General features: G+C 41.6%; 11 protein-coding genes and 1 pseudogene. 6 read left to right on the top strand and 6 right to left on the bottom strand.

Annotated elements, in window-relative coordinates:
- Positions 1-101: 101 nt before the first annotated feature.
- Positions 102-318 (bottom strand): annotated as a pseudogene (locus C9J12_RS31110) (hypothetical protein); the annotation flags it as partial.
- Between the two features lie 279 nt (positions 319-597).
- Here C9J12_RS31110 and C9J12_RS13320 point away from each other — a divergent pair.
- On the top strand, positions 598-765 hold the full coding sequence (locus C9J12_RS13320; RefSeq protein ID WP_107243158.1) for a DUF1737 domain-containing protein: 168 nt from the start codon (positions 598-600) through the stop codon (positions 763-765).
- A 440-nt stretch (positions 766-1,205) separates the two neighbouring features.
- On the opposite strand, the gene gcvP is transcribed toward C9J12_RS13320, so the two are convergent.
- From gcvP to C9J12_RS13305, 3 genes are all read right to left on the bottom strand, one after another.
- Positions 1,206-4,085 (bottom strand): aminomethyl-transferring glycine dehydrogenase, encoded by a 2,880-nt coding sequence (gene gcvP / locus C9J12_RS13315; protein WP_107243157.1) that lies wholly within the window; start codon positions 4,083-4,085, stop codon positions 1,206-1,208.
- A gap of 200 nt (positions 4,086-4,285) precedes the next feature.
- Positions 4,286-4,663, bottom strand: coding sequence for a glycine cleavage system protein GcvH (gene gcvH, locus C9J12_RS13310; protein WP_107243156.1), 378 nt, complete (start codon positions 4,661-4,663; stop codon positions 4,286-4,288).
- Between the two features lie 171 nt (positions 4,664-4,834).
- Positions 4,835-6,130 carry a serine hydroxymethyltransferase gene (locus tag C9J12_RS13305; RefSeq protein WP_107243155.1) on the bottom strand — a complete coding sequence of 432 codons (1,296 nt, stop codon included), beginning with the start codon at positions 6,128-6,130 and terminating at the stop codon, positions 4,835-4,837.
- Positions 6,131-6,701: 571 nt separating this feature from the next.
- Between C9J12_RS13305 and C9J12_RS13300 the strand changes: the two genes are divergently transcribed.
- The 3 genes from C9J12_RS13300 (at position 6,702) to gcvT (ending at position 10,253) form a co-directional block, all read left to right on the top strand.
- The gene (locus tag C9J12_RS13300; protein ID WP_107243154.1) at positions 6,702-7,328 is read left to right on the top strand and encodes a helix-turn-helix domain-containing protein; all 627 of its coding nucleotides are present in this window, start codon (positions 6,702-6,704) and stop codon (positions 7,326-7,328) included.
- Between the two features lie 348 nt (positions 7,329-7,676).
- Entirely contained in the window at positions 7,677-9,056 is a 1,380-nt protein-coding gene (locus tag C9J12_RS13295) for an alanine/glycine:cation symporter family protein (protein ID WP_107243153.1), read from the top strand.
- A gap of 78 nt (positions 9,057-9,134) precedes the next feature.
- Positions 9,135-10,253 (top strand): glycine cleavage system aminomethyltransferase GcvT, encoded by a 1,119-nt coding sequence (gcvT, locus tag C9J12_RS13290; protein WP_107243152.1) that lies wholly within the window; start codon positions 9,135-9,137, stop codon positions 10,251-10,253.
- Between the two features lie 234 nt (positions 10,254-10,487).
- Here gcvT and C9J12_RS13285 read toward each other — a convergent pair whose 3' ends face one another.
- Positions 10,488-10,652, bottom strand: a complete 165-nt coding sequence (locus C9J12_RS13285; RefSeq protein WP_227876360.1) for a hypothetical protein — start codon at positions 10,650-10,652, stop codon at positions 10,488-10,490.
- 406 nt (positions 10,653-11,058) lie between these two features.
- Positions 11,059-11,706, bottom strand: coding sequence for a glutathione S-transferase (locus C9J12_RS13275; protein WP_107243150.1), 648 nt, complete (start codon positions 11,704-11,706; stop codon positions 11,059-11,061).
- A gap of 236 nt (positions 11,707-11,942) precedes the next feature.
- On the opposite strand from C9J12_RS13275, the gene C9J12_RS13270 reads away from it, so the two are divergent.
- On the top strand, positions 11,943-12,770 hold the full coding sequence (locus C9J12_RS13270) for an SDR family oxidoreductase (RefSeq protein WP_107243149.1): 828 nt from the start codon (positions 11,943-11,945) through the stop codon (positions 12,768-12,770).
- Between the two features lie 174 nt (positions 12,771-12,944).
- The gene (locus C9J12_RS13265) at positions 12,945-13,451 is read left to right on the top strand and encodes a glycine cleavage system protein R (RefSeq protein ID WP_107243148.1); all 507 of its coding nucleotides are present in this window, start codon (positions 12,945-12,947) and stop codon (positions 13,449-13,451) included.
- Positions 13,452-13,616 lie beyond the last annotated feature (165 nt).

Raw genomic sequence — 13,616 nt, 5'->3', positions numbered from 1 at the left:
AATAATCTTCTTGTTCATGATTATATCGCAACCTGCTTGCAGCAGATTGCTGAAAAACCGAATAATATTGACGCGTTGCTGCCATGGAATATTAAGCATAGCTAGGTGTCGTTGCCCAGACGCTTACGGTAAGGCTGCCTATGAACTACAGACGTAATGATTTCTGTCAGCACTGACATGGTTGATAGTTCCCGCTTTTTACAGGTATCTATTAGAGTATGTATCCGGCTTCTGAACTTATCCCCTGCATCTGATGTTGTCCCATAGCTAATTTTACGCTGGATAACCCCCTCGGATACGCCGCTCAGCCTCACTGTTCGCCCTAGTGTTACTTGTATCAACTGATCTTCTCTAATAGTTTGAAATTGAGAGGAAATAGTAAAACGGTTGCTGACATATAACGAAGCTAGTTGTAAAAGATCAGAATGAGTGATTCTTTTGCAACAGAACCTAATTATTTATGACTATTATTTAAGATGCTGGTCGTTTTATTCTTGTCATATAAACATCGACTTAGCATTCAGTTTACGGTGAACTGGCAATAATAAAAAATCTTGTTCATCCGTTTTCTTATGTGGTGTTAGTTGGAGAGCAATTATGAAATACAAAATTGTCTGCGATAAACATGAGTTTGAATTTGAAAAGAAAATTAACCTTCTTTTTGATCAGGGGTGGAAACTCTATGGTGATATTGTAGTTAATCTGGTTGGTTCAGATAAGACATTAACCTGCTGGTATACCCAGTCGATGGTTAAAGACGACTAACAAATGTGACAGCAATACCTTTATACTCAAGTCACCTCAAGATACAGGATTCTCGCTGAAACGAACATCTTGAGGTAACTTGGGTATAGTGCCCCTTGACTTAATTTTTGTAATACACAATTTACCTTACATCAATTATTTACTACCTAAATTTTAAGTAATATCTTAAACAGGAAGATAGTGAACACGTCTACTAAGTAGAAATTACTTATCTACAAGCAAAAATGCATTTCTGAAATTCATGTTTATCTACAGTCTATTCGGCAATAATAATTTCACTTACTTAGGATGGAGTTTTACTTGACCACAACATATCTTGAACTAACGCTAAGCCATTCCTTATTAACCCTTAAAAAAGAACAATAAAAAAGCGAACCTTTCGGTTCGCTTTTTAACTATCAAGCTAGTCTTCAACTTGATTATCCATGATCAGCAGATCATTAATCTTCGATGTAGCTCTCGATGCTTGGGCAAGAACAGATTAAGTTACGGTCACCGAATACATTATCAACGCGGTTCACTGTTGGCCAATACTTAGATGCTCGAGTGTGATCTGTTGGGAAGCAAGCAGTTTCGCGACTGTAAGCACGGTTCCACTCAGTTTCCATTAGATCTGCCTGTGTATGCGGGGCATGTACCAACGGGTTGTCGTCGATTGGCCATTCACCTTCTTGAACGCGTGCAATTTCTTGACGAATTGCAATCATCGCGTCACAGAAACGATCAAGCTCAGCTAAATCTTCAGATTCAGTCGGTTCAATCATCAGCGTACCGGCAACAGGGAAAGACATGGTTGGCGCATGGAAACCGTAGTCCATTAAGCGCTTCGCTACATCTTCTTCAGAAATGCCAGAGGCTTCTTTTAGTGGGCGAATGTCGATAATACATTCGTGAGCAATACGGCCTTCAGTACCACGGTAAAGAACAGGGTAGTGTGGGCGTAGACGTTCCATAACGTAGTTCGCGTTCAAGATAGCAAGCTTCGTTGCTTCAGTAAGCCCTTCTTCACCCATCATCGCGATGTAAGCGTATGAGATAGGAAGAATAGAAGCTGAACCTAGCTCTGCTGCAGAAACAGCGTACTGCTGGCCTTCATCAGCAGTCGATTGAACGTGACCAGGTAGGAAAGGTGCTAGGTGTGATTTAACACCGATAGGACCCATACCAGGACCGCCGCCACCGTGTGGAATGCAGAACGTTTTGTGTAGGTTAAGGTGCGAAACATCTGAACCGATAAAGCCTGGGTTAGTTAAACCAACCTGTGCGTTCATGTTTGCGCCATCAAGGTAAACTTGACCGCCAGCATCGTGTACAAGGTCACAGACTTCACGTACAGCTTCTTCGTATACACCGTGTGTAGAAGGGTATGTGATCATAATGCATGATAGGTTATCGCGGTGTTTTTCGATCTTATCTTTCAGATCTGCAACATCGACGTTGCCTTTTTCATCACAACCTACAACCACAACTTTCATTGATACCATTGCTGCTGATGCAGGGTTAGTACCGTGCGCAGAACTAGGAATCAAACAAACATTACGGTGGCTGTCGCCATTGTGCTGGTGGTAACGTTGAATCGCGATTAGACCTGCATATTCACCCTGTGCGCCAGAGTTTGGCTGTAGAGAGAATGCATCGTAACCAGTAACAGAACACAGCATTTCAGAAAGCTTAGAGGCAAGCTCTTGATAGCCTTTAGTTTGATCTGCTGGTGCGAATGGGTGCAGTGAACCGAATTCAGGCCAAGTGATTGGAATCATCTCTGCTGCTGCATTCAACTTCATTGTACAGCTGCCTAGCGGGATCATACCGTGTGTCAGCGAGTAATCTTTGTTTTCAAGCTTCTTCATGTAGCGCATCATTTGCGTTTCACTGTGGTGCTCGTTGAAAACAGGGTGTGTTAGGTACTTACTTGTACGACGGCAGCTTTCTGGAATTGCAGCAAATTCGTCAGCAGCAATATCTGCTGTGAACATCGATGCTTTTAATTCGTTGCCAGTAAAGATAGCCAGTAGCTCTTCAACGTCAGAAACCTTGGTGGTTTCATCTAGGCTGATACCTAGCTGAACGTCAAACTTACGCAGGTTGATACCAGCAGCTAGTGCTTTTTTGTAGAAATCTTCAGTTTTCTTGCCAGTGTTAAGCGTAATCGTATCGAAGAATGTATCACTTGCTAGCTCGATACCTGAATTACGTAAACCTGCAGCAAGAATTGCTGTTAAGTGGTGAACACGACGGCCAATTTTACGAAGGCCTTCAGGACCGTGGTACAGGGCATAGAATGCAGCCATATTGGCTAATAGAGCCTGTGCGGTACAGATGTTCGATGTCGCTTTTTCACGACGAATGTGTTGCTCACGCGTTTGCATTGCCATACGAAGAGATTGGTTGCCTTTCGCATCTTTAGAAACACCGATTACACGGCCTGGCATAGTACGCTTGTGCTTGTCTTTTGTTGCCATGAAACCAGCGTGTGGACCGCCGAATCCCATTGGTACACCGAAGCGCTGTGCACTACCAATTACTACGTCTGCGCCCATTTCACCAGGTGCTTTAAGCAATGTTAGTGCTAGTAGATCAGATGCTACAGCAACCAGTGTTTTTTTCGCGTGTGCTTTTTCAATGATGTCTGTTAAATCAGCGATGACACCCGTTGTACCTGGGTATTGTACTAAGGCACCGAATACATCGTGGTTATCCAGTTCTTCAACTGAACCTGTGATGATTTCAATACCAATGTATTCTGCACGAGTGCGAACAACGTCAACTGTTTGAGGGTGTAGGTCGTTAGAAACAAAGAAAGCTTTGCTCTTACTCTTACCTGCACGTAAACACAGTGTCATTGCTTCTGCTGCTGCTGTTGCTTCATCAAGCAAAGAGGCGTTTGCCAGTTCCATGCTTGTTAGGTCCATAATCATCTGCTGGTAATTAAGCAGAGATTCAAGGCGACCTTGAGAGATTTCTGGCTGGTAAGGTGTGTACGCAGTGTACCAACCTGGATTTTCAAGCACGTTACGAAGCACAACATTTGGCGTTAGGTTGTTATAGTAACCTTGACCGATATAGCTACGATTAATGATGTTCTTGCTTGCAATAGCTTTAAGAGAAGTCAGCATGTCTGCTTCACTTTGTGCTGGATCCAGCTTCATAGGTTCTGGCAGACGAATATCTGCTGGAACTGTTTGCGCTATTAGCTGCTCAACGCTTTCTGCTGAAATTGCTTTCAGCATAATATTTTGTTGTGCAGCATTGGGGCCATTGTGGCGACCCGCAAAATCTTGGTCGTCGCTTAAAGCATTTAGAAGAGTCATGTCGGTCATGGTTCTTTCCTGAACAGTTGCTACCAATTACATCCATTGTGATTCAATGATCTGACGTAATTGCTATAAGTCATCGGAGTATTGCTTAAAACGGCTTTTGATTGGTATCTGTAGAAGCAAGTGTCTAAAAGAAGACATCGCTCAACCAAAAGCCGAGATTTACCTAGTTTTCAAGAGATACTTAGATTTCGATAGAGACCTTAGTCTTCGATAGATTCTAAGTATTTGTCACCAGCAGTAAGCTTAGTCAGCTCTTCAACGTCGCTGATCTTAATTTTAGCAATCCAGCCGCCTTCGTACGGTTCTTCGTTTACAAGCTCTGGGCTATCTTCTAGATCTTCGTTGATTTCAACAATTTCACCAGTAACAGGAGCGTAAATATCAGATGCTGCTTTTACTGATTCAACAAGAGAGAATGTTTCGCCTGCTTCAACTGAATCACCAACTTCTGGAAGATCTACAAAAACCACGTCGCCTAAAAGACCTTGAGCGTGGTTAGAAATGCCCATGGTGATAGTGCCGTCACCGTTATCACGAACCCACTCATGGCTTTCAGCAAACTTAAGTGTATTTTCCATTTTAAACTCCTTGCGTAAATTTTCCGCAGATAATGTTTTTTAAAAAAGCGTGCTGTTTATACAGACAGGCCATTTGAATTAATCATTTTTGTTGTTACATGCTCTCTATAACGATGTTCTTCATAAAAAAGAGGTGTTACGAGAGCATGATATGTCGGTAAGTTTTGGTTTTTACTGGTAAAGCGGGAAACGGCTGCACAGCTTCTGAACTTGCTGCTTAACATGTTTTTCCACTTCACTGTTGTCTTCTGGGTTAGCCGCTAGACCATCTAGTACATCGCCAATCCATTCACCGATTTGCTTGAATTCGTCATTGCCGAAGCCACGGCTTGTACCCGCTGGTGTGCCTAAACGAATACCCGAGGTTACCATTGGTTTTTCAGTATCAAACGGGATGCCATTTTTATTACAAGTGATGCCTGCACGTTCTAGTGCATTTTCAGCAGCATTACCTTTCAACCCCTTAGGGCGAAGGTCAACCAGCATCAAATGGGTATCGGTGCCGTTAGTTACAATATCGCAGCCACGATTTTGTAGTACTTCGGCTAATACTTTGGCGTTGCTAATCACATTTTTGATATAAATTTTGAAATCAGGTTCTAATGCTTCACCAAATGCGACAGCTTTACCCGCAATAACGTGCATCAACGGACCACCCTGAAGACCAGGGAATACCGCAGAGTTAATCTTTTTATTGATGTCTTCTAGGTTTGTTAGAATCATGCCACCACGTGGACCACGTAATGTTTTGTGTGTTGTTGTAGTAATAACATGCGCATGTGGGATAGGGCTAGGGTGTTCTCCCGCAGCAATAAGACCTGCGATGTGTGCCATATCAACCATTAGGAAAGCGCCAACTTCATCAGCGATTTCGCGGAATTTTGCAAAATTGATTATACGAGGAATCGCTGAACCACCCGCAATAATCATTTTTGGTTTGTGCTCGATAGCCAGTTCACGTACTTGGTTGTAATCAATTTCTAGGGTGTCTTTGTTCACACCGTATTGAACAGCATCGAACCACTTACCAGAAAGAGCAGGGCGTGCACCGTGTGTTAAGTGACCGCCAGCATCCAAAGACATACCTAAGATAGTGTCACCCGGTTGAAGCAGTGCAAGCATAACGGCACCGTTTGCTTGAGCGCCAGAGTGAGGCTGAACATTAACGTATTCACATTGGAATAATTGCTTGGCACGAGCGATAGCGATCTTTTCTACTTCATCAACATGTTCACAACCACCGTAGTAACGACGGCCCGCATAACCTTCAGCATACTTATTGGTTAAACAAGTACCTTGTGCTTGCATTACTGCTTTAGAAACGATGTTTTCAGAGGCTATCAGCTCAATTTGCTGATTCTGGCGGTTAAGCTCAGCTTCGATACCTGCGTTAACGGCACCGTCAACCTGTGCAAGGTTGGTTGAAAAGAACATTTCTAAATCATGATTTTGATACGAAGCTTTCATTCACGTTATCCTCAAGTCGAGCTCCAAGGCCGTTAAGCATTTATCAGAGCCGTTCATATTTGTAGGTATGGTTTATTCTAATTTTAATAACGTTTCGTCTTGTTTTATCTTGGCAGTGAAGAGCAATACTGCCAACAAGTACGTAACATACCCTTCTATAGATAGCCGATCAAACAAAAATTTCCAATAGTGAATTTTTATCTTTTTTAATGCTAATTATTGTACGCAAACGTTTGCGCTCTGTCATGTAAATTCCTATTATAAGACCAAATTGTTAGTCAATTTCAGTTTACAGTAGTCGTTGATAGTTTGTTTTAATTTGTGATAACCCCTTTTACATAAAGGGGTGAGGGGTATTTCTAAATACATTAAGTTGAAATAATATCGGCGTTATAAATGATGAGTTTTTCATTGATTAAGGCGATGTTTCAGCTTTATATTTTCCAAGTTTCCTAAAGGAAACTTTGTTTCAAATATGACGCATGGGTCATGTTTTTTATTCGCGATAACTTTTAAGTTTCGGGCAAGCTATGCCAGAATGAAGATATAGTATTGGGCAAGGAGGGCCGTAATGACCGATAAAAACGAACAAGATATTTACCCATCAATGAGCGTTGCGAAAGAACTGGAAAGTGAAAAAATTAAGCCGCTAAAGCTCGGTAAACGCTTAAAAGAAATTCGCATGGCACATGGTTTAACACTTGAAGAAGCGAGTAAAAGAACAGGTCTTGCACGTTCAACGCTTTCTAAGATTGAAAACGAACAAATATCGCCAACATTTCAAGCCATGCAAAAGTTGGCGAATGGTTTAAGTGTTGATATACCTCAACTTTTTGCGCCACCGAAGCAGATAAAGGCAACAGGTCGCCGTGATATAACACGTACTGGCGAGGGTAAGCCACATCCCACTTCAACCTATGAGCATGAGCTATTAGCAACCCAGTTAACGCATAAGAAAATGATGCCGTTTAAGTCTCGTGTTCGTGCCCGCTTTTTTGAAGATTACTCTGATTGGATTCGTCATGATGGTGAAGAGTTTTTATTGGTGTTGTCAGGGCAGATAACCTTCTATTCTGAGTTTTATGAACCCGTCATGTTAAGCGAAGGAGACTCCGTATATTACGACGCAAACATGGGGCATATGCTTGTTTCTTTAAGTGAAGACGATGCACTTATCCTTTGGGTTACAGCTTCTTAGCTCAATGTGTGTGATGAAGATCTTCTTTTTAACATTTGTTTTTTAAGCTTGATGATAGGTTTGCCAGTTATTTGTCATTATTGACAAGTGTTTAACATTTAAGGTTTTTTAAGGGAATCAAGCAGCACATCACAAGTGTGTTAGTGGCTGATTATCTAGACAACATCGACAGATTCGGAAAGAAATCTGAATTTATGTGAGTGAGCACGGGTTGAACTAAACTAAACTTTGTCTATTATAGGAAACTCATTAACAAAAACATAACAATCAGCATTGGTAGTTGTTGTTTAAAACAAAGCCGACTATGTTTTTGCAGAGATAGTGATAATAGCGAGGATAGTGTTCCCCATGGAAGCTTTAACGAACTTGATATCTGCAATAAATGGTGTGGTGTGGGGTGTTCCCATGCTAGTAATGATTCTTGGTGTAGGATTATTTTTAACGTTTGGTCTGAAATTAATGCCAATTCTAAAGCTAGGTACTGGCTTTAAATTGTTATGGACTGGACGAATTCCTGAAAAAGAAGAAAATGTAAAAGGTGAGATAAGCCCGTTCAACGCGTTAATGACATCCCTTTCTGCCACTATCGGTACAGGTAACATTGCGGGGGTGGCAACGGCTATCTTCTTAGGTGGTCCGGGCGCATTGTTTTGGATGTGGTGTACAGCGTTAGTCGGAATGGCAACGAAATATGCAGAAGCGGTTTGTGCGGTGAAATTCCGTGAAACCGATGCGAATGGGAACCATGTTGGTGGCCCAATGTATTACATCAAAAATGGCTTAAGCAGCAAGTGGTCTTGGCTGGCGACTGCGTTTGCTATTTTTGGTTCTATTGCCGGTTTTGGTATTGGTAATACAGTGCAATCCAATTCCGTTGCAAGTGCTATTGAATCAAGTTTTGGTGTTTCACCAATGATTTCAGGCTTGGTAATGATGGTACTGGTTGGTTTGGTATTAATGGGTGGCATAAAGCGTATTGCTGATGTTGCAGGAAAATTAGTACCACTGATGGCTGCTTTTTATATTACTGCAGGCTTAGTCGTATTGATGATCAATGCGGCAGAAGTACCGGCAGCCGTTGCATTGATTTTTGAAAGTGCGTTCAACCCAGTTGCTGCTCAAGGTGGATTTGCCGGTGCGGCGGTTTGGGCGGCAATTCGTTTCGGTGTTGCTCGGGGTGTGTTCTCGAATGAAGCTGGTTTAGGTAGTGCGCCTATTGCGCATGCAGCGGCACAAACAAAGAACCCGGTAGCACAAGGCTTAGTCGCGATGCTGGGTACCTTTATTGATACCTTAGTCGTTTGTAGCATAACTGGTTTAGCCATTGTGGTATCAGGTGAGTGGACATCTGGCGCAACAGGTGCGGCACTTACATCTGCCGCTTTTGCTTCAGCATTGCCCGGAATTGGTAATTATCTTGTTGCTATTGCTCTATCAGTTTTTGCTTTCACCACAATTTTAGGCTGGAGCTTTTATAGCGAAAAGTGTGTTCAGTATCTTTTGGGTGTGAAAGCGGTGGTACCTTTCCGAGTACTATGGATTTTGGCTGTGCCTATTGGTGCAACCAGCTCTTTAGAATTCATTTGGTTACTCGCAGATACATTAAACGCAATGATGGCAATTCCTAACCTAATTGCTCTGATATTGCTAAGTCCTGTGGTCTTTAAGCTGACAAAAGAATATTTCTCTAATCAGCAAAAAGGCGATGAACAAACAGGTGAATCATAAGGTTGGAATGGTTTTATTACCAACTAGTAGTATGGATTAATTGACCGCAGGGTATGCGGTCTATGGAGTATTAAACGTATGTCTCACGAACTTCTGGTTACCCCTCTTCATGCGCTACATGTTGAAATGGGCGCAAAAATGGTTCCATTCGCTGGCTATGATATGCCTGTTCAGTACGCATTAGGTGTACGTAAAGAACACTTGCATTGCCGCGATGCAGCTGGTCTATTTGATGTTTCTCATATGGGGCAACTACGTCTGCATGGCGCAAATGCAGCGAAAGCGATTGAAGCATTGGTACCTGTCGATATTATCGATTTGCCTTCGGGCAAGCAGCGTTATGCTTTCTTCACGAATGAAGAAGGCGGTATCAGCGATGATTTAATGGTGACAAACTTTGGTGACCACCTATTCGTTGTTGTTAACGCGGCATGTAAAGATCAAGATATTGCACACATTCAAGCTAACCTGCCTGAAGATGTAACAATGGAACTGATTGACGATCGCGCTCTACTTGCACTTCAAGGGCCAAAAGCAGCTGAAGTACTGGCACGTTTGAATCCTGCAGTGAGCGACATGGTCTTCATGGACGCGACGAAACTAGAATTGTGTGGCGTTGAATGTTACGTAAGTCGTTCTGGTTACACCGGTGAAGACGGATACGAAATCTCTGTACCAGCAGATACAGCAGATGCATTTGCACGTGAGCTATTAGCATATGCAGAAGTCGAGTGGATTGGTCTTGGTGCTCGTGATTCATTACGCCTTGAATGTGGTCTGTGCTTGTACGGACACGATCTTGACCCAACAACAACACCAGTAGAAGCAAGTCTACTTTGGGGTATTAGCAAGTGTCGTCGTGCAGATGGTGAGCGTGCTGGTGGTTTCCCTGGTGCTGATCTTATTCTTGAGCAAATCAAAACCAAAGATGTTGCACGTAAGCGTGTCGGACTTCTTGGTAACTCAAAAGCCCCTGTGCGCGAAGGCAGCAAGTTATTTGATGTTAACGATAATGAAGTAGGTATCGTTACAAGTGGCACGTTTGGTCCTTCTAAAGGTATGCCTGTTGCAATGGCTTACGTTCAGACGGCTCTTGCAGTGATTGGTACAGAGCTATTTGCAGAAGTTCGTGGTAAGAAACTACCGATGACTGTTGAAAAAATGCCGTTCGTACCACAGCGTTACTACCGCGGTTAATTGATTCGCATCACCCACTATCTTGCAACTAGGGTGGTGGGGTTCTTGATGATGTGCTTATGAAGAACAGAAAGTGCTAGTTAGTGAGAATGATTAATTAAAAAAGGAGCGATTTTAGCTCCTTTTTTTCATGCCAAATTTATGCGGATTATCAGTGTGAAATAGACTTTATATAAACAATGTAAATACGTGAGGCATGTGAACGATTGCAGCATGCACCAACGTCTATGTTGATTAATGGCTTTTTACCATTGTCTGATAAACAGATTTGAACATCAGATTAAATCCGTCTTGTGAAATTTCACGTGCTGTCATCTTTGCCGCTTTTAGTCTGCGATAGCACTCACCAAGGGTAGCAAGTACGACTTCTTGTTCTTTAGGGTTCAATTTATTCATCATTGTTGGCTCACTATCAGTAGTAATAAACATTGTTTTTTTTATCACTCAAATATATCTGACAGTTTATGAATCAACTCTGAACGAAGATGAAGAAATAGTGTAATTATCTTACTCGTATTAATCGGTGTGGTATGCCTTCCAAGTTAAAAACCTTTGCTTGTGAGCGCTTCATATTAGAAACCTGTACAAGCATGGTAGTTGTGTAGTGTTTTCTTTTCATCCATTGTAGTGGCTCGGTGAAACTGTCTTCATCGACGACGAAGGTGTCACAACTTAAGCCTTCACCTATGCTGACAATCCACACGCGCTGCTGAAAATCCATTACTTCGAGACATGAGCTTGAAAACCGCTGCCACAGTGTTTGGATGTGACTACTCATCATATAATCCCTTTTAATGTATTTAGTTCACTCTAAAAGAAAAGCCTCATTATGATCAAGCCAAAGAGGGTATTTTGCCATTACTTTCGAAAACACGTCGCTCTTTAAGTGTTTTGCCAACCAGTCTTGAATCTTCGGATAAGATGATTGCTCAAACCATTGCCGATCAACATGCGCGAATTGACGAATAAAGGGGAAAATCGCATAGTCCGCTAGGGTGGGCGCCGTTCCCATTAAATAATTGGAAGTACTCAATCGCTCTTCGAGTACATTTAAAAAATGCATGCCTTGCTGGCGATAGTACTCTTCTGGAAAGTCAGGGTGACGGTCAGCATATTTGTACTTATCTAACCAGCCTTTGAATTCGCCATCACAAGTAGCAATTAATGCGTCAATGTCAGATTGAATCGATGGATTGTCGATGCAGAGTAAATTCGCTGGGTCATTTTGCTGAAGTGCCCATTGCATAATATCTAGGCTTTCATCTATCACCGACCCATCATTCAAGATCAATACGGGTACTGTTCCTTTTTCTGATGCAGCAAGCATGTCGGCAGGTTTATTTTTTAACAGTATTTCACGCAGCATGACAGAACGCTTTGCTAATAATAATCCCATTCGTGCACGCATAGCGTAAGGACAGCGACGAAAAGAATACAGTATAGGATGTGGCATGGTGTTTTCCTGAATACAGAAAAGAATCTATCGCTATAGTAACGTGACTTAATGAATCCTGCATCTTGAGGTAGCTTGGGTATAAAATAATTAACGGTTAATAAATTTTCAGTAAATACTCTAGAAAAAAAGATAATGTAAAAATCACCGTCTATAATTTTAGTCAGTCATGTCTGTGTGAAAAATATGGATTCACACTTAACAAAAAAACACACTTAAATAAGGGAATAGTTCTGATGACTGCTTTAAAAGGCGTTACTGTTTTTATTACCGGCTCTAGCCGAGGAATTGGTCGTGAAATTGCTTTAATTTGTGCTCAGCAAGGCGCTAACATTGTTATCGCTGCAAAGTCTGATCAACCACACCCTAAATTATCAGGTACCATTCATAGCGTTGCCCAAGAAGTCGAAGAGGCGGGTGGCAAAGCGTTGGCGATTAAGCTGGATGTACGAGATGAGGAAGCTGTTAACCTTGCAATGCAACAAGCGTTTGAAACCTTTGGTAGTATTGATGTACTAGTTAATAATGCCAGTGCAATAGTACTAACGCGGTTACAAGATACAGACACTAAGCGCTTCGATCTTATTAATTCGATCAATGTACGTGGCTCATTTGTGTGCTCTAAAGCGGCGATACCGTATTTAAAGAAAAGCCGTAACCCCCATATTATTACGTTATCCCCGCCTATTAATCTCGCTTCGCATTGGTTGAAACCCTATATTCCTTACACAATCACCAAATATGGCATGACACTGTTAACCATGGGATTAGCCGAAGAGTTAAGAGATGACGGCATTTCAGCAGCAACACTATGGCCGCAGACTTCAATAGCTACAGCGGCGGTTGAATTTGCGATTGGCAAAGAGTTGTTAAAACATTCAAGAACGCCTCGTATTATGGCAGAAGCGGCGTTAGAAATTATTAAGACAGAAGGCTTACAATTAAGTGGTCAAACATTAATTGATGAAGGCTTGCTAAAAGAAAGAGGCTTTACAGATTTCGATCAATATAAGCATGATCCTAATTGTGATGATCTGATGCGTGATCTATTTCTGGATGCGTAATACAGATCATTTGATGCAATCGTGATAATTGAACACTTATATAGACTAAATAGTAAGAATCAATAGTTTGTATGAACTTAATCACTGCAGGGTAGCCTTTTGCTTGCTAATCTAATTAATAGAGCTTGGGTATAGGTATGTTGTATCGGTTGCATCAATAGAAGGGGACGACTTATGAATTCTCATTTAACAATTACTCTTGCAGGTAAAGATCACCCACAATTAATTAATCAACTTGCAGCAAAAACCCATGAACTTGGCGGAAAATGGCTAGTGAGTAAAATTAGCCGTTTAGACCAACAGCTTGTGGGTATTATTAAGGTCGAAATTCCAGACACTTTTGCAGAAAAATTAGAGTCAGAATTCAATAAGCTTAGTGATTTTTACGTAAATATTGTAAAAAGTGATCAGCCGCAGGCATTTGTGAAAATAGAGCACATCACATTAAAAGTTGAATCAAGCGACCGCCCCGGCATTGTTAACGATATCACCAATATTTTACATGATATAGGTATTAACATTGATCGAATTGAAAACCATCGAATAGGGGTGCCCGACTTAGGGAAAACGTTGTTTTTTGCTGAACTTTCAATAGATGTACCAAGCCAAACAAATTTAGAACAATTAATCGAATCTGTTCAACAAGTTGAAGGCGATATGCGAGTCGAAGTTGTTGATTGATAAATAGTAATACTAAAGCGCATTATTGCCTTACCGTGTAAACGAATGAGTTGTTCGACATTAATTGTTGAGTGACTAAAATACGGGGTTTCACACTGTATTCGATGTGAACAACACCAACCCACAACTACTTCAACCACAAGAAGGGTGCTGATAAATCAGTGC

Origin of the sequence: Photobacterium frigidiphilum, from assembly GCF_003025615.1 — a bacterium.
GTDB lineage: Bacteria > Pseudomonadota > Gammaproteobacteria > Enterobacterales > Vibrionaceae > Photobacterium > Photobacterium frigidiphilum.
This window is presented reverse-complemented; position numbering and strand designations above follow the sequence as displayed.

What these genes read in the sequence shown, in the direction of transcription:
- C9J12_RS13320 (WP_107243158.1), top strand. Translation starts at nt 598, where the DNA reads ATGAAATACAAAATTGTCTGCGATAAACATGAGTTTGAATTTGAAAAG.
- gcvP (WP_107243157.1), bottom strand. Translation starts at nt 4,085, where the DNA reads ATGACCGACATGACTCTTCTAAATGCTTTAAGCGACGACCAAGATTTT.
- gcvH (WP_107243156.1), bottom strand. Translation starts at nt 4,663, where the DNA reads ATGGAAAATACACTTAAGTTTGCTGAAAGCCATGAGTGGGTTCGTGAT.
- C9J12_RS13305 (WP_107243155.1), bottom strand. Translation starts at nt 6,130, where the DNA reads ATGAAAGCTTCGTATCAAAATCATGATTTAGAAATGTTCTTTTCAACC.
- C9J12_RS13300 (WP_107243154.1), top strand. Translation starts at nt 6,702, where the DNA reads ATGACCGATAAAAACGAACAAGATATTTACCCATCAATGAGCGTTGCG.
- C9J12_RS13295 (WP_107243153.1), top strand. Translation starts at nt 7,677, where the DNA reads ATGGAAGCTTTAACGAACTTGATATCTGCAATAAATGGTGTGGTGTGG.
- gcvT (WP_107243152.1), top strand. Translation starts at nt 9,135, where the DNA reads ATGTCTCACGAACTTCTGGTTACCCCTCTTCATGCGCTACATGTTGAA.
- C9J12_RS13285 (WP_227876360.1), bottom strand. Translation starts at nt 10,652, where the DNA reads ATGATGAATAAATTGAACCCTAAAGAACAAGAAGTCGTACTTGCTACC.
- C9J12_RS13275 (WP_107243150.1), bottom strand. Translation starts at nt 11,706, where the DNA reads ATGCCACATCCTATACTGTATTCTTTTCGTCGCTGTCCTTACGCTATG.
- C9J12_RS13270 (WP_107243149.1), top strand. Translation starts at nt 11,943, where the DNA reads ATGACTGCTTTAAAAGGCGTTACTGTTTTTATTACCGGCTCTAGCCGA.
- C9J12_RS13265 (WP_107243148.1), top strand. Translation starts at nt 12,945, where the DNA reads ATGAATTCTCATTTAACAATTACTCTTGCAGGTAAAGATCACCCACAA.